This window comes from Pseudomonas sp. ASL4, from assembly GCF_056680395.1.
Map to the genome: position 1 here is coordinate 3819223 of NZ_CM155280.1, position 15149 is coordinate 3834371.

Genomic DNA, 15149 nt, shown 5'->3' on the forward strand with positions numbered 1-15149 from the left:
ACGGGAGCAAGCTCCCTCGCCACAAAGGCTAGGCAAACCTCAATGCTGGGCCACAACCTCTTCCAGATGATCCATGATCTCATCCGGCTTGAGCACCAGCACATCGCTCTCCACCGCATCCAGTACCACTTCCGCCGTATTGCCGATCAACGCCCCGGACAACCCGGTCCGCGCCACGGTGCCAATCACTGTCACCGCCGCTTGCAGCTTGTGAACCATATGCGGAATCAGCACATCTGCCGGGCCTTCCTCGATGTGCAGGTGTTCGTCGTCGATGTCGAATTCGGACTGGAACGCCTTGCACTGCTCGCGATACTTGGCCTCGATGGTTTCCCTGAGCTGGAACACCGGGTCGGCCGATGACAGCATCGGCGACGGATGGGCACTGATCACGTGCAGTTGGGCCTTGGCCAGGCTGGCGATGTCGTAGCCGTGGTCGACGATGCAGGCATGCAGCGTGCGGTGTTCGCCGTCGGTATTGCCGACGTCGATGGCCGCCAGAATGACCCCGCCGGTCCAGGGTTTCGAGGTTTTGACCAGCAGCACCGGCGTCGGGCAGTAACGCAGCAGTTTCCAGTCCGCCGGGGTCAGCAGGGCCTTTTTCAGCGGGCTGTCGGGGAAATGCTGCTTGATCACCAACCCGCAGCCCTCGGCTTGCTGCACATCGACGATGGTTTCGTGCAGGCTCTCGTTCCAGGCCTGTTCGGTGGTGACGCTGTAGCCGTCGTCGATCAGGGCGGCCTTGAGCACGCCCAACATGCCGCTGTGGTCGTGCTTGGGGTCGCAAACCAGCAAGTGCAGGTGGGCCTGGGTCACGCCCGCGATCAGTTTGGCGCGCTTGAGCGCCAGGCTTTCCGAGTGTTCGGGTTCGATGACCACCAGGATGCTGCGAATGGCTTGCATGAGCGGGATCTCCAAGAAGTAAAAAACACTGCGTTGGACAACTATAGTTGCTGCCCGGCAACCCGGGACTTGATGCATATCAATGGCGGCGACTGGTGGTCTGCCGACAGGCCGGTATAATCGGCGCCCTTCGTTTTGAACCTTTTATCCGTGAGCCCCATGATCCTTCCCGAAATTCACGAGTTCCTCGGCTGCCGCACCCCTGACGGCTGGGTCCAGGCCGCGCTGGCCGATCAGGAAACCTTGCTGATCGACCACAAGAACTGCGAATTCAAGGCCGCCAGCACGGCGTTGAGCCTGATCGCCAAGTACCACTCGCATGTCGATCTGATCAACCTGATGTCGCGTCTGGCCAGGGAAGAGCTGGTGCACCACGAACAGGTCATGCGCCTGATGAAAAAGCGCAAGATCGAGCTGCGCCAACTCTCCGCCGGGCGTTACGCCTCGGGCCTGCGCAAAGTGGTGCGCAGCCACGAGCCGGTGAAACTGGTGGATACCCTGGTGGTTGGCGCGTTCATTGAAGCCCGCAGCTGCGAGCGTTTCGAGGCGCTGGTACCGCACCTGGATGAAGAATTGGGCAAGTTCTACTTCGGCCTGCTGAAAAGCGAGGCCCGGCATTTTCAGGGTTATCTGAAACTGGCCTATCAGTACGGCGACGCCAAGGACATCGCTCAGGTGATCGACCGGGTTCGTGCCGCCGAGCAGGAGTTGATCGAGTCGCCGGACGTGGAATTCCGCTTCCACAGCGGCATCCCAACCGCCGCGTAACCGTTGTCGGATCGCCGCACCGATCGCTCCTACAAAAAACGTCAGCCGCAGGCTGTGATGTTTTGATTCAATATTGTTAAAAACTCTTAAGAGTATGAAAGATCTCTGAAAACCGGCCCCCATGGCCGGTTTTTGCTGCCTGCCATAACCGTCCCGCCACCGATTGCCGCCATAATGCCGCCTACTTCAAACAAGGGTTGGCAGACGGTCGTTATGGATAACCTGGGTTTTGGCAAAGTATTGCTGGTGGAAGACGACGAAAAGCTTGCCGGGCTGATCGCACATTTCCTGTCCCAACATGGCTTCGAGGTCCGGGCGGTGCACCGTGGCGACCTGGCGTTGGCCGCATTTCTTGAATTCAAACCGAAAGTCGTCGTGCTCGACCTGATGTTGCCGGGTCAGAGCGGCCTGCATGTGTGCCGGGAGATTCGCAGCGTGTCGGACACGCCGATCGTCATCCTCACCGCCAAGGAGGACGACCTCGACCACATTCTGGGCCTGGAATCCGGCGCCGATGACTACGTGATCAAACCGATCAAACCGCCGGTGCTGCTGGCCCGTTTGCGCGCCTTGCAACGTCGGCAGGCGCCGGACACCGGCGTCTGCAGTGCCCTCGAATTCGGCAACCTGAGCATCGACCGCAGTTGCCGCGAAGTGCGCCTGGCGGGTGAGGGTATCGAGTTGACCACCATGGAATTCGAACTGCTGTGGTTGCTCGCCAGCGCCGCCGGCAAGATTCTGTCCCGCGATGACATCCTCAACCGCATGCGCGGCATCGCCTTCGACGGCCTCAACCGCAGCGTCGACGTCTACATCAGCAAACTGCGGGCCAAGCTCAAGGACAATCCTCGCGAACCGGTGTGCATCAAGACCATCTGGGGCAAGGGCTACCTGTTCAATCCGTTCGCGTGGGAGCTGTAAATGCTGCGGTTATTTCTGGGGTTGTACCTGGTGCTGGCGGTTGGACTGGTGGCGGCCTTGCAGACTGTCGAGCACACCTTCAATGCGCTGCTCGACAATCAGATGCAGGCGTATAACCGCGAGGCCGTGCGCGGTCAGGCGTACTCGTTGGTCGAGCAACTGCGCGGTCTGGAAGGTCAGGGCCGGGAACAACAGCTGGACTCGTTGCGCCCGCATTATGGTTTGGGATTGACGCTGGTCGATGCCGGACAACTGGCCCTGGATGATCAGGAAAAAGCCTTGTTGGCCGAAGGCCTGCTGGTGATTCGGGAGAAGTACACGCAGTTCATTTCGTCCATCGATGGCGGCCCTCAACTGCTGAGCATCAAGTTGCCGGCCGAGCCAAGCCTGATGCCGTTTTACATTTCGGCGGCCTACCTGATGCTGGCGGTGCTGATTGGTATAGTGCTGTTCTTTTGGGTGCGGCCGCACTGGCGGGATCTGGAAAAACTACGCCTGGCTGCCGAGCGGTTTGGCGATAACGATTTGTCGTCGCGAATCCAGTTGTCCAAACGCTCGAACATCCGCGACCTGTCCGAACACTTCAACCTGATGGCCGCGCGTATCGAAGGCTTGATCGCCAACCAGCGCGAGCTGACCAACGCGGTGTCCCATGAGTTGCGCACGCCCATTGCCCGGCTGTCGTTTGAACTCGATCAGCTCAAGCAACAGCCCGATCCGGCGCAAAACCGCGAATTGATCGCCGACATGTACGCCGACCTTGGCGAGCTGGAGGAAATGGTCTCGGAACTGCTGACCTACGCCAGCCTGGAGCGCGGCGCTACGGTGATTACCAGGGAAAACATTCAGGCCAACAGTTGGCTCGACAGCGTGGTCGGCAGTGTGGCGCTGGAAGCGGAAGCAGCGGGGGTGCAGCTGCTGATAGTTGAATGCCAGATCGAGCAGGTACGTATCGAACCGCGCTTTATGGCCCGGGCGGTGATCAATTTGCTACGCAACGCCATTCGCTATGCCGATGGGCGGGTCGAAGTGTCGTTGGCGCGCTGCGGTGATCATTACGAAGTGCGGGTCAACGACGACGGGCCGGGCGTGCCGGTGGACGGGCGGGAGAAGATCTTCGAACCGTTCTCGCGGCTGGATGCCAGTCGTGATCGGCGCACCGGTGGTTTTGGGCTGGGGTTGGCGTTGGTACGACGGGTTTCTCAGTCCCATGGCGGGCAGGTGGAAGTGGCGGACTCGCCGTGGGGTGGGGCGTCGTTTCGCATGACCTGGGCGCATCTGGATTAGTGTGTTCTCGAGGACGCCTTCGCGGGCAAGCCTCGCTCCTACAGGTTATCGGTGTATTCATAATCGATACATGACCTGTAGGAGCGAGGCTTGCCCGCGAAGAGGCCATCAGCAACACCGCCAAATCAAAAGGTGTAGACCACCTGCCCAGCCACCGAAGTCTGCAACCGCCGCTCGACAATCGGGCTGTCCGCCGCCTCTCCCGCCAGGTATTGCACCGCCAGCACCGTGGTGAAACTCCACTGCTCATCAATCGGCAACGACCAGGTCAGATCCGCCCCGCGACTGACCATCCCGCCATGGGTGTCATACGCCCGGAACTGACTGCGCGACGCTTGGGCATTGCTGACGCCATACCAGGTACGCATGTAGTTGCTGTCGCCGAACTGACTGTTGAGGCTGCCGACCACGCTGCCATAGTCACCTTTGTAAAACGGCGCGCTGATGCTCAGCTTCAAACGGTTCCAGGCCGAATCGGTGTCGTGGTCGTCATCGTCTTTTTCCAGCGCATGTTCGAAGCTCGCACCGAGAATGATCGGGCCCATGTGATAGGTGCCGTCGAGGCCGATGACTGGGCGCGCCTTGATCGAGCCCATGCCGTTGAGCTCGTCCGAACCTTTGAAGCCCGTCTTGCGATCCTTGCGCACGTCACTGGCGCCGATGTAAACGCTGAGGCCGAAGTCGTCCTCGTCAAAGGCCCAGCCCAGGCCCTTTTCGGTGTCGAGAAAAACTCCGTAAGGGCTGACGACTTTGGCGCCCAGTAGTGGCGCTACGGTGCGCTCGTCACTGCCACTGTAACGCGGCACGCTGGCGGCGCCGGCCCGCAAGGTGTAGCGCCAGTCTTCGGCGCGCAACGAGGCGCTGGGAACCAGCAGGCAAAGTGAAGTCAGCGACAAACACATCGAACGAAACATGGGGGCACCCGAGGGAGGTTGGATGCGCCCATGCTAGGCGGCCGGAGGCCAGCAATCTTTGAGAGCTTTGTCGGGAAACTGTCAAAGACTGTGAACAGATTGAACGACCGACGGATAACCTGTGGCGAGGGAGCTTGCTGTGGTGAAAGGGCTGCTGTGGTGAGAGGGCTGCTGTGGTGAGGGGGCTTGCCCCCGTTGGGTCGCGAAGCGGCCCCAAAAGATGGGCCTGCTGCGCAGTCCAACGGGGGCAAGCCCCCTCACCACAGCAAGCCCCTCGCCACAGGACAGTGTTTATTCTTAATCCAGTGTCACTTGGTTAAACCCAGCCGTTCATGCCACTGAGCAATGGATTCTTCAGGATAAACCTCAAACTGTTGGTCCTTGGGCTGCACCTCAACCTCCACCCACGAAGCCTTCGAACCCAACATCAAATGTGTGTGTTCCGGCGGCACCGGCAGCGGGGTGTCGATGGCCGAGGCAAACGGGTGAATCAGCTCCGGCCACTCCGGGCTGAACAGCCATAAACCGCTCCCGCAAACCGAACAGAAATGCCGCTCGGCGGTACTGCTGTGGGCGCGCTTATCGCCTTCGTCCTTGAGCCGCGCATGGTAGATCGCGATGTGCTTGCGCCCGCGAACCTTGAGGCTTTCGGCATCGCCACCGAGGTTGATCGTGTAACCGCCACCGCCCTGGGTCTTGCGGCAGATCGAGCAATAGCAGCGCTGATAAGGGTAGGGATGGGCGCTGGTCAAACTGAACGACACCGCGCCGCAATGGCAGGAACCTTCGAGCTGCATTTCGACCTCCAACTGTTCTTGAATGGATTCAAGACAGCCTAGCGGCTTTCGACCGGTACCAGAATTGCGTCGCCGGTCGCCACCAGTTTCAGTTGATCGCCGGTTTGCGCGTACAGCTCGGCGCGGGCGAACACCTGCTTTTTGCCGGCCTTCACCACTCGGCCCTTGGCAATAAATACCTCACCGACGGCGGGGGCCAGGCAGTTGACCGAAAAGTGCGAAGCCAGCACGTTGCCCGCGACCGTCCCGGCAGCAAAACCGCAGGCCGTGTCGAGCAAGGCGCCAATCAGGCCGGCATGCAGGAAACCGGCATATTGCGCCATGTCGGCTTCGCGAAAAGCCAGGAACAAATCCGCCTCACCGCTTATGGCACGGGTGACTTCAATGCCTGCCCAGCGGTTGAAGGCTGAGGTTGAATTGATCTGTTTGAGTGTGTTGAGCATGTCGAATCCCTCCGGTTGAGGGCTCAACATGCGCCGGGTTTGGGGGGAAGTCATGGTGGATAAGGGCGGGTGATGGGCGGTTGGATTTGTGGTGAATGTACCGGCGTCTTCGCGAGCAAGCCCGCTCCCACAGTGGAATGCATATCCCTGTGGGAGCGGGCTTGCTCGCGAAGAACGATAACGCGGTCCCACTGGACGCCCACCGCCCACCACGTCAGCATGAGCGCCTCAAAAAAAGGGCTTGATCGATGCGACGTCTACCTTCCCTGGCAGCACTTAAAACCTTCGAATGCGCCGCCCGCCATGCGCATTTCGGCCGGGCAGCCGCCGAGTTGTGCGTCACCGACAGCGCCGTCAGCCACCAAATTCGCCAGCTCGAAGAGCAACTGGGTGTGTCGCTGTTCATCCGCGAAGGCCGGCAGATTCGCCCGACCATGGCCGCCGGGCGCTTGATGCAGAGCTTACAGCAAGCCTTCGAACTGATCGGCGAGGCCTGCGATGAACTGCGCGATCCGTCATCGCTGGCGGTATTACGTCTGGCGGTCACCGCCGAACTGGCGCAAAAGTGGTTGATGAACCGCCTCACGGATTTCTACGCGCGCTATCCGCACATCACCTTGCACCTCTACGAACAACCCATCGACGCGACCGCGCCGGGGGAAGACATCGACCTGGCGATCACTTACGGTACCGGCCCGGTGGACAGCAGCGCGTACTTCGTCCGGCCGCTGCCGGCGTTGCAGTTCTTCCCGGTGTGCAGCCCTGGCCTGTTCAACCAGGGCACGCTGAAAACCCCAAAGGATCTGGCCCGCCATTGCCTGCTGCACGACGATCAGGATGGCAAGACCTGGACCGCTTGGCTCACCAGCCATGCCGGCGACCAGCGCCCGCAACGGCAGCTGTATTTCGCCCACGCCGGGTTGGCGTTGGAAGCGGCGGCCCAAGGGCAGGGCGTGGCCATGGGTGACAACCTGACGGCCCAGGAAGACCTGCTCAGTGGGCGTTTGGTGCGGCCGTTCACCTCCAGCATGACCGCGCTCGGTCAATATGCGTTGGTCTGCGAACGGGTGCGAATGGAGCGGCCGGCGGTGGCGCAGATGCTGGAATGGTTCAACGATCAGCTGGTCGATTGATGAGTTAAATTCAAGTATTCCGCAATAATCATCGTTGGCGAGGAGTCTGCCTGCGACCTTAGCCTGTGGTCATTCCAATCCCCACTGATGAGGTTTGCCCATGGCACGTTTGCTCGATTCCACCCCCAAGCACGATGGTTTTCGCCTGCCCGGCGAGTTCGAAACCAAGTCCGGCTGCTGGCTTGGCTGGCCGGAGCGCACTGATGTATGGCGCAACGGCGCCAAGCCTGCGCAGAAGGTCTGGGTGCAGATTGTCACCGCGATCTCTCAGAGCGAACCCGTCACCGTGTGTGCCTCCGCCGCACAATTCGCCACCGCACGCCGTCAATTGCCGCCGCAGGTTCGCGTGGTGGAAATGACCTGCAACGACGCCTGGTTCCGCGACAGCGGCCCGTGCTTTGTGGTCAATGACGTCAGTGGCGAAGTGCGCGGCGTCGACTTCGAATTCAACGCCTACGGCGGCCTAGACGGCGGCTTGTACTACCCGTGGGACAAGGACGATCAGATCGCCAGCAAGATCCTCGAAATCGAACGTTTCGACCGTTACCGCGCCCCGTTGATTGCCGAACTCGGCGGCATCCAGGCTGACGGCCAGGGCAGCATCCTCACCACCGAGCAATGCCTGCTCAACCGCAATCGCAACCAGCATTTGGGCAAGGAGGAAGTCACTCGGCGGCTGACCGATTACCTCGGCGCCGAGCAAATCATCTGGTTGCCCCGGGGCTGTAAGTTCGACGAAACCGATGGCCACGTCGATGACCTTGCTTGTTTCATTCGCCCCGGCGAAGTGGTGCTGCAATGGACCGACAACCGCGATGACCCGCAGTGGGAGATCTACCAGGAAGCCTACGACATCCTGCGCAGCACCCGCGACAGCCGTGGCCGCGAGTTGATCGTGCACAAGTTGCCGCAACCGGACGCGCTTGAATGGACCGCTGAAGAAGCCGAAGGCCTCGATCAGCAGGACAGCACCCATACCCGTCAGGCCGGGACGAAAATCTGCGCGTCGTACATCAACTATTACGCCGGCAACCGCTCGATCGTGGTGCCGTTGTTTGGTGATCGTCAGGATCAGGCCGCGTTGGCGACCCTCGCTGAACTGTTCCCGCAGCACAAGATTGTCGGCATCGAAAACTCCCGGGAAATCCTCCTCGGCGGCGGCAACGTCGCGTGCATCACCATGCCGCAATACGCCGGCACCCAAAAAGGAGTGTGATCATGGGCCTGCACAAACTGACTCAAGCGTTAATGCTGATGCTCGCACCTCTGTGTGTGCAGGCCGCCGACACCGAAAAACCGGTGGTCAACCTATACATCTGGGGCGAGTACCTGGCCCCGGATACCCTGAGCAATTTCGAGAAGCAGACCGGTATTCATGTGGTGGCCGATCACTTCGATTCCCTGGAAACCGTCGAGACTAAACTGCTCACCGGCCGTAGCGGTTATGACCTGGTGCTGACGGCGGGGCAGCATCTGTCCCGGGCGATCCAGAGTGGCGCGATCCAGCCCCTGGACCACCAGCAACTGCCGCACTTTGCCGGCGTCGGTGAAGAGTTCCGCCAGCACATGGCGGTGTTCGACCCGGGCAATCGCTACGCAGGGATCTACGCCTGGGGCACCACCGGCGTAGGTGCACAGGAAGAGGCGGTCAGAAAGCGTTTGCCTGATGCGCCACGGGACAGCTGGGCGATGTTGTTCGACCCGGCCGTGGTGTCGAAATTCGCCGATTGCGGGGTCAGCCTGCTCAACGATCCCAATGAGGTGTTTGCCGCGGTCATGAAGTACATGGGCCTGGACATCAACCGCCAGAGCCTCGATGACCTGAAACTCGCCGAACAGCAATTAGCGAAGATCCGGCCGTACATCCGCTACTTCGACAACGACCTGAACATCAGCGACCTGGCCAATGGCAACACCTGTGTGGCGATGTCCTGGAACGGTAACGTCGCCATTGCTGCCGGTCAGGCTACGGCGGCGAACAAGCCGTTCAAATTGAATTACCGAATCCCGAAGGAGGGCACGTTGATTTGGTTCGATGCCATGGTCATCCCCAAGGACGCGCCGCATCCGCAGGCAGGGCTGGCGTTGATGGATTACCTGATGACGCCGCAAGTGATTGCGCCGATCACTGACACCATTCACTACGCCAACGCGATAACAGCGGCGGACGGGTTGATCGATCCGGCGATTCGTAATGATCCGGGGACGTATCCGTCGGCGCAGGTGCGGGCTTCGTTGTACAGCAAGAATGACAATGGGAAAGACTTTAACCGGGCTTTGGTTCGGGCGTTTAGTCGGTTGAAGTCGGGGTTGTGATTGGCCTTTGGAGTTGTGTTGGACGGGCTGACGCCATCGCGAGCAAGCTCGCTCCCACAGTTGGTCGGGTTGCACACAAATACCCAGCCCAACATAGAACCCCTGTAGGAGCAAAGCTTGCTCGCGAAGAGGCCAGCACATTCAACAATGATTTCACCTGTTGGAACGCCATCGCGAGCAGGCTCGCTCCCACAGTTGATCGGGTTGCACACAAATACCCAGCCCGACATAGAACCCCTGTAGGAGCAAAGCTTGCTCGCGAAGAGGCCAGCACATTCAACAGTGATTTCGCCTGTTAGACCGCCATCACGAGCAAGCTCCCACGCTGGGAATGCATTCTCCTGTGGGAGACCACCGGATCTGAAACATCATCTGGAACACCACGCGCAACGACCCAAAAACCAAAGTTGCCGGCAGATTTGTCACTGTAGGCAACAGCCCGCACTCCCGGATTAAAAGTAATACCCAATATTGATATTCGTCCGGTAGTACCACTCATTGCTCCCGATCGAATTGGTATTGGTAAAACCTGTTCCATTTTCCGCACCGCCATACGGGTTGGCGTTTTTCGCCCAGGTCAGGTCGACCCACGCCATGATCGGCATGGCCAGGAACTGCGCACCGACCGTGTACATCTGCGAGTCGTCCCAACCGCTCTTGTCCTTCATCATCCGGCTGTAGTCGTTGTACAACTTGATCTTCTTCAGTTGCCCCAACTTCGGCGTGAGGATGTCGTAGCTGACATTCAGCGAAGCAATGGTGGCTTTGGAGGCGATCAGATACGCGGGCGTCAGGCCGTTACCGCCCATCAGTACTGAGTCTTTACTGACACCGGCAGGGTTTTTCGGGTCGTATTCGTAGCGAATGCCTTGGGTACTGACGGTCCACTGGCCGGTGTTGATGATGGCGTGGATGCCACCGGCCCAGTAGTCGCCGTCGTCTTTGGTGGTGGCGTTGTACAGTTGGGCCGCGGCCACCGATGCACCGACCTCTGCTTTCCAGCCGTCGTTGACAAAGGTCCGCGCGACGCGAGCGTTGAGCTGGTTGTGTTTCTCGTTGTCCTGGCGCGACTGGGTGAAGGGGATTGCATTGTCCTTAAGGTCGGCGTAACGCCCGATTTCCGGCGAGTAGCGAATGTCCGACGGCAGCATCCGGGGGAAGTAACCCAGTTGCAGGTCCCAGTCCTTGTCCTTGTAGCTGTACTTCAAACCCGTGCCGGCGCTGACGCCATAGCCCATGAAGAAGGGCAGGTGATAACTCCAGCCGAATTGAGGATACGGTTCCAGGCCGAACGGCTTGAACGGCGCGCCCAGTTGCAGGTTTGAATTATTGTTCAGGCGATAGCCGATGAAGCCGCGATCGATGGAGCGTTTGCCGTCATCCTGGAACCAGTAGCCGACATCACTGAAGAGGTTCTTGTAGGTCGCCTGCACATCGATTCGGAAAGTATCAAAGAGAAATCGGCCATTGTTTTCCGTGGTGTCCCAATGCTCGTCGCGGTAGTTGGTACGCAAGGCGCCACCGATGTCCAGGCTGCTTTCGCCATCGTCGCTGCGCCAGGCGATGTGTGGAAACGGCTTTTTACTCGTCGTTGTTGTTTCGGGCGCGGCAGGACCGGGTTCGCCCGCGAAACTGACACAACTGCTCAACATCAGTCCCAGACATATAACGTTATTCTTCATGTTGACTCCCCAGCAGTGTTGGGCACGACAAAGTAACCGGCAATACTTTTCCGCTTGCCTTGAAAGTGGCAATGGACGAATGACTAAAGTGTTGCTGTTTTGAAGTGCGTTTTTTATTTTGGCTGTTTCGTATGTAATACGGCGTCTGACCTATGAACCTGGCAGGAATAGAGCAGAAACCATGCCAACTGCTGGAGGTTCTTTATATCTAACAATAAGTTCAGCAAAAACAATTGTTTATATGGGAAACAGATCTTTTTGTATTGCCCGTGAAACGCAGGGCTGACGAAGTAACGAAACTGCACGTTAACTGTGCGTCTTTACTTCACGCGCATAAAAAAGGCCGACGAAAGTGTCGGCCTGTTTAATAGATGAAATCGATCGCAGTGTTATAGGTCGAGTACCAGGCGCCGGCTCCTGCAACCTGACACACACACCATCATCGACTTATTCGCCGCGCGCTCGGCTTTGGTCAGCACGCCGTCACGGTGGTCGATATCACCTTCCAGTACTCGTGTTTCGCATGACCCGCAAACCCCTTCGCGACAGCTGTACTCGATGTCGCAACCCGCGTTGAGCAATACGTCAAGCAAACTCAAGCCCGGTTCGATCGACAGCGTCTTGCCGGTTTTTTTCAGCTCGACGCTGTAACTGCTTTGCGCGTCTTCGGACGGCGGCAGTTCCGCTGCCGCGAAACGCTCGATATGCGCATGGGGGTAACCGAGGCCTTCACAGGTGCTTTCGAAGGCATCGAGCATTGGCGTTGGACCACAGCAATAGAAGTGCGTGTCGTCGGGCTGACCTGCCAGATAAGCGCTCAGGTTCGGCGGCATGCCTTTTTCATCGTTGAAGTGGTAAAGCACTTTTGCGCTCAAGCCGCTCAGCTCTTCCACCAGCGCCGCTTCCTGGCGCGAACGGGTGCAGTAAATCAACTCGGCGGATTTTCCCAGCGCCAGCAACTGGCGGAACATGCAGTAGATCGGCGTGATGCCGATACCACCCGCCACCAGCACACTGTGCCTGGCATTCAGGTCGAGCTGGAAATTATTGCGCGGCGAGGAGATCGACAATTGCATGCCGACACGCAGCTGTCCGTGCACATACTCCGAGCCGCCACGGCTGTTGCGATCGCGCAGGATGCCCACCACATAACGACCTTGATCGCTGGGCGAGTTGAGCAGCGAGTAACTGCGCACCAGGCCGTTGGGCAAATGCAGGTCAATGTGCGAGCCGGCGTCGAACGGAGCGAACACGGTATCGCCATACGGCCGCAACTCGACACTGATGATGCCTTCGGCTTCGTAGCGCAAGGTGTGCACGAGCGCGGTCAGGGGGGAGGAATGAGACATCGGTCACCTCTTTTCGACAGTTTGCAAATCGAGCCCGAGACGCGCGCCGGCCTCGATCTCCACCCGCAGTTCGGGAAACTCACGCCGTATCGCTGCATTCATGGCAACTGCTTCGCGTCGATCAGTTCCAATTGGGCCTTGGCTGCGTTTTTCAGGTAACGACGCAGGCGCACCACACCGAGGTCATGCTGATAGAGGTTTTCCCGTTGGTTGGCGTCCGGCTCCATGAATTCGAGCAGCACCCGATCCTGTTCCAGCACCGCCCAGTGCCGTGCTTCCAGACGGTTCTTGTAGAGGAAACGCCAGGTATCGCGCTGCCAGCCGGTCAGCGGACGGCAACGCCAGTGGAACACCGCCGATAACGAACGGCTGCTCGGCGTATAGCTGCCGATGATGGTGAAGTTACCGCCCGGGCCGCCGGTTTTCGGATACGGGATTTCCAGGCGCAGCCAGTGACAGCTGTTGTCCATGAATTCGGTCCAGTCAAAATTCACTCCACGCTGGCCTTCTTTCTCGAAGAAGAACCCGTGGTCGGTGTCGCGGGTGACGAATTTGGCGGTGGCTTCACCTTCGCTCATGGAGTGCGACATCTTGTGCAGGTAGGTGCCGTGCATCGGGTCCATGACGTTATCGATGACGTAGCGATAATCGCCTTTCCACTCGGTGTAGCAGACGAAGCTGCTCCACTGCGGGGAGGTCAATTGTTCGGGCAACACCAGCTCCGGCGGAGTGTCTACGTGCGGCTCGGTAGCGTTGTAGAGGAAGATCGCGCCGGCGGCTTCACGGGTGTGGAACATCCGCGTCGGGCGGCTGCCTTCGAGTTTGCAACCGGGGCTGCCGGGGACTTTGGTGACAGTGCCGTCGCAGCGCACTTCGACGCCGTGATAAGGACATTGCAGCCGATCACCCAACACCGGGCCCTGGGACAACGGCGCGCCGCGATGCGGGCAGTGGTCTTCAAGGGCATGTACGCTGCCGTCGTTGTCACGCCACAGGGCAATCTTGTAGCCCAGGCGACGGATCGACACGGGTTTTACACCCAGCAGGTCGGAGGGCAGGACCGGAAACCAAAGATCTTTCAAACCATTGGCCAAGAGGTTTTCAACAGGGTCGACGGTTGTATTCATGTTCATTTCTTATTGTCCTCCGGCGGGTCATTCGCCCAGCCGAGCCATCAGGGTTTTATAGGCGTCTTCAGTCCACTCTCCACTGGTCAGCGGGCAGGGCGGCCCGGCCAGGTTCAAGTGCGCGAGCAGGGCGGGCAGCTCGGTCACACCGTTGCCAAAAGCGCGCTCTATGGAGTCGCCGAGCAACTCTTCGAACTGGGTATTCGGGCGTTTGCAGGCCTGATGCGGCTCCACGTAAGGTTCGGTATTACTCATCTCATCGACCTCCAATGCGTACCCGTTCGCGGATCATTTCGTGCACGGGAATAAAGTCATACGTGAGCATCGGCAATGTTTCGCCGATGCGCGTGTCATGGGTCAGGCTGCGCTCAACGTCGGCACCGTCCAGGCGTCATAACCGTAAACCCAATCGGCGTTTCCACCGTCCTTGAGCCATTGATTGCCGCGCGAGCCAATCTGGATCTGGCTGGTGCGTTGCAGCCGCGCCTGCTGGTACGCCTGAAGGGCATCGGCGATCTGCGCGTTACTGGTCAGGCCTTGCAGATGGCGCGCAAGCACCACGGCATCCTCGATCGCCTGGCCAGCACCTTGAGCCATGAACGGCATCATCGGGTGGCAGGCGTCACCGAGCAGCGTCATCGCACCTTTGGACCAGAACGGCAGTGGGTCGCGTTCGTACAGCGCAGTCTTGAGCACCTCGCGGCAGGCATCGAGCAACGCACGGGCATCCGGATGGAAGTCCTGATAGTGGCTACGCAATTCCTCGGCATCGCCGGCGCTGGTCCAGGACTCTTCATGCCAGCTGTCCTGAGCGGTGGTGGCGAAGATGAAAATGTCCCGGCCCTGATTCAGCGGAAAGGTGACGATCTGACTTTCAGGGGTAGGGCCCCACCATTTGGTGAACGCCTGAATGTTCGGCACATGGGCCACGCTTTCGGCCGGCACTACGGCGCGGTAAGCGACCACACCGGTAAAGCGCGGTTGCTCCTCACCGAACAGTGCATTGCGCACCACCGAATGGATGCCGTCAGCGCCGATCAACAGATCGGTGACGTGGCGGCTGCCATCCTTGAAGCACAACTCGATGCCGTTGGCGGTTTGCAGCACCTGCTCGGCGCGCTTGCCGAACTTCACCTGCTCCAGCGGGAAGACTTCAGCCAGCGCCGCCAGCAGGTCGGCGCGGTGAATAGTCAGTTGCGGCGCGCCGTATTTCTTTTCAGCAGCATCGGACATTTCCAGGCGCGAAGTTTCCACGCCGCTGTCCCACAGCCGGCTAATGCGGTGTGTCGGACGAGCCGCCGGAATGCGCACCGCAGCGCCGACCCCAAGACCATCCAGTGCGCGTACGGCATTGGGCGTCAGGTTGATGTCGGCACCGACCCGCAAAAAGGCTTTCGACTGTTCGAATACGGTGACGTTATGGCCTGCGCGGTGCAGGGCAATGGCGGCCGTCAGACCACCGATACCCGCGCCGGCAATAGCGATATTCAGGGAAGACATGGGTTACTC

The 15149-nt window shown here is 59.4% G+C and carries 15 protein-coding genes; 6 read left to right on the plus strand and 9 right to left on the minus strand.

The window, feature by feature from the left end:
* Positions 1–39: 39 nt before the first annotated feature.
* Positions 40–903: a universal stress protein gene (locus tag AC1MEW_RS17240; protein WP_201202600.1), complete on the minus strand. Its 864-nt coding sequence runs from the start codon at positions 901–903 to the stop codon at positions 40–42.
* Between the two features lie 159 nt (positions 904–1062).
* Between AC1MEW_RS17240 and AC1MEW_RS17245 the strand changes: the two genes are divergently transcribed.
* The 3 genes from AC1MEW_RS17245 (at position 1063) to AC1MEW_RS17255 (ending at position 3879) form a co-directional block, all read left to right on the plus strand.
* Positions 1063–1671: a MiaE family protein gene (locus AC1MEW_RS17245; RefSeq protein WP_054047466.1), complete on the plus strand. Its 609-nt coding sequence runs from the start codon at positions 1063–1065 to the stop codon at positions 1669–1671.
* Between the two features lie 213 nt (positions 1672–1884).
* Positions 1885–2592: a winged helix-turn-helix domain-containing protein gene (locus AC1MEW_RS17250; RefSeq protein ID WP_480427270.1), complete on the plus strand. Its 708-nt coding sequence runs from the start codon at positions 1885–1887 to the stop codon at positions 2590–2592.
* Positions 2593–3879: an ATP-binding protein gene (locus AC1MEW_RS17255; RefSeq protein ID WP_201202604.1), complete on the plus strand. Its 1287-nt coding sequence runs from the start codon at positions 2593–2595 to the stop codon at positions 3877–3879. It abuts the gene before it with no gap.
* A 125-nt stretch (positions 3880–4004) separates the two neighbouring features.
* On the opposite strand, the gene AC1MEW_RS17260 is transcribed toward AC1MEW_RS17255, so the two are convergent.
* From AC1MEW_RS17260 to AC1MEW_RS17270, 3 genes are all read right to left on the minus strand, one after another.
* Positions 4005–4793: a MipA/OmpV family protein gene (locus AC1MEW_RS17260; protein ID WP_201256997.1), complete on the minus strand. Its 789-nt coding sequence runs from the start codon at positions 4791–4793 to the stop codon at positions 4005–4007.
* 308 nt (positions 4794–5101) lie between these two features.
* Positions 5102–5590, minus strand: a complete 489-nt coding sequence (locus AC1MEW_RS17265) for a GFA family protein (RefSeq protein WP_480422979.1) — start codon at positions 5588–5590, stop codon at positions 5102–5104.
* A 38-nt stretch (positions 5591–5628) separates the two neighbouring features.
* Positions 5629–6033 (minus strand): PaaI family thioesterase, encoded by a 405-nt coding sequence (locus AC1MEW_RS17270; protein ID WP_480422980.1) that lies wholly within the window; start codon positions 6031–6033, stop codon positions 5629–5631.
* Positions 6034–6281: 248 nt separating this feature from the next.
* Here AC1MEW_RS17270 and AC1MEW_RS17275 point away from each other — a divergent pair, with 248 nt between their 5' ends.
* From AC1MEW_RS17275 to AC1MEW_RS17285, 3 genes are all read left to right on the plus strand, one after another.
* Complete coding sequence (locus AC1MEW_RS17275; RefSeq protein ID WP_201256994.1) at positions 6282–7166, plus strand: LysR substrate-binding domain-containing protein; 885 nt, start codon at positions 6282–6284, stop codon at positions 7164–7166.
* 100 nt (positions 7167–7266) lie between these two features.
* Entirely contained in the window at positions 7267–8382 is a 1116-nt protein-coding gene (aguA, locus tag AC1MEW_RS17280; RefSeq protein WP_480422981.1) for an agmatine deiminase, read from the plus strand.
* A 2-nt stretch (positions 8383–8384) separates the two neighbouring features.
* Positions 8385–9482: an extracellular solute-binding protein gene (locus AC1MEW_RS17285; protein WP_480422982.1), complete on the plus strand. Its 1098-nt coding sequence runs from the start codon at positions 8385–8387 to the stop codon at positions 9480–9482.
* 452 nt (positions 9483–9934) lie between these two features.
* Here the strand turns inward: AC1MEW_RS17285 and AC1MEW_RS17290 are convergent, their stop codons facing one another.
* The 5 genes from AC1MEW_RS17290 to AC1MEW_RS17310 form a co-directional block, all read right to left on the minus strand.
* Positions 9935–11164, minus strand: coding sequence for a hypothetical protein (locus tag AC1MEW_RS17290; RefSeq protein ID WP_480422983.1), 1230 nt, complete (start codon positions 11162–11164; stop codon positions 9935–9937).
* A gap of 389 nt (positions 11165–11553) precedes the next feature.
* Positions 11554–12513, minus strand: coding sequence for a PDR/VanB family oxidoreductase (locus AC1MEW_RS17295; protein ID WP_480422984.1), 960 nt, complete (start codon positions 12511–12513; stop codon positions 11554–11556).
* 98 nt (positions 12514–12611) lie between these two features.
* A complete protein-coding gene (locus AC1MEW_RS17300; protein ID WP_480422985.1) occupies positions 12612–13646 on the minus strand; it encodes a Rieske 2Fe-2S domain-containing protein in 1035 nt (344 codons plus the stop codon).
* 21 nt (positions 13647–13667) lie between these two features.
* Complete coding sequence (locus tag AC1MEW_RS17305; protein WP_480422986.1) at positions 13668–13895, minus strand: recombinase-like helix-turn-helix domain-containing protein; 228 nt, start codon at positions 13893–13895, stop codon at positions 13668–13670.
* Between the two features lie 102 nt (positions 13896–13997).
* Positions 13998–15140, minus strand: a complete 1143-nt coding sequence (locus tag AC1MEW_RS17310; RefSeq protein WP_480422987.1) for an FAD-dependent monooxygenase — start codon at positions 15138–15140, stop codon at positions 13998–14000.
* Positions 15141–15149 lie beyond the last annotated feature (9 nt).

Excerpts from the sequence above, each read along its gene's own strand:
- AC1MEW_RS17265 (WP_480422979.1), bottom strand. The coding sequence starts at position 5,590 with ATGCAGCTCGAAGGTTCCTGCCATTGCGGCGCGGTGTCGTTCAGTTTG.
- AC1MEW_RS17310 (WP_480422987.1), bottom strand. The coding sequence starts at position 15,140 with ATGTCTTCCCTGAATATCGCTATTGCCGGCGCGGGTATCGGTGGTCTG.
- AC1MEW_RS17240 (WP_201202600.1), bottom strand. The coding sequence starts at position 903 with ATGCAAGCCATTCGCAGCATCCTGGTGGTCATCGAACCCGAACACTCG.
- AC1MEW_RS17290 (WP_480422983.1), bottom strand. The coding sequence starts at position 11,164 with ATGAAGAATAACGTTATATGTCTGGGACTGATGTTGAGCAGTTGTGTC.
- AC1MEW_RS17245 (WP_054047466.1), top strand. The coding sequence starts at position 1,063 with ATGATCCTTCCCGAAATTCACGAGTTCCTCGGCTGCCGCACCCCTGAC.
- AC1MEW_RS17250 (WP_480427270.1), top strand. The coding sequence starts at position 1,885 with ATGGATAACCTGGGTTTTGGCAAAGTATTGCTGGTGGAAGACGACGAA.
- AC1MEW_RS17300 (WP_480422985.1), bottom strand. The coding sequence starts at position 13,646 with ATGAACATGAATACAACCGTCGACCCTGTTGAAAACCTCTTGGCCAAT.
- AC1MEW_RS17295 (WP_480422984.1), bottom strand. The coding sequence starts at position 12,513 with ATGTCTCATTCCTCCCCCCTGACCGCGCTCGTGCACACCTTGCGCTAC.
- AC1MEW_RS17260 (WP_201256997.1), bottom strand. The coding sequence starts at position 4,793 with ATGTTTCGTTCGATGTGTTTGTCGCTGACTTCACTTTGCCTGCTGGTT.
- aguA (WP_480422981.1), top strand. The coding sequence starts at position 7,267 with ATGGCACGTTTGCTCGATTCCACCCCCAAGCACGATGGTTTTCGCCTG.
- AC1MEW_RS17285 (WP_480422982.1), top strand. The coding sequence starts at position 8,385 with ATGGGCCTGCACAAACTGACTCAAGCGTTAATGCTGATGCTCGCACCT.
- AC1MEW_RS17255 (WP_201202604.1), top strand. The coding sequence starts at position 2,593 with ATGCTGCGGTTATTTCTGGGGTTGTACCTGGTGCTGGCGGTTGGACTG.
- AC1MEW_RS17270 (WP_480422980.1), bottom strand. The coding sequence starts at position 6,033 with ATGCTCAACACACTCAAACAGATCAATTCAACCTCAGCCTTCAACCGC.
- AC1MEW_RS17275 (WP_201256994.1), top strand. The coding sequence starts at position 6,282 with ATGCGACGTCTACCTTCCCTGGCAGCACTTAAAACCTTCGAATGCGCC.
- AC1MEW_RS17305 (WP_480422986.1), bottom strand. The coding sequence starts at position 13,895 with ATGAGTAATACCGAACCTTACGTGGAGCCGCATCAGGCCTGCAAACGC.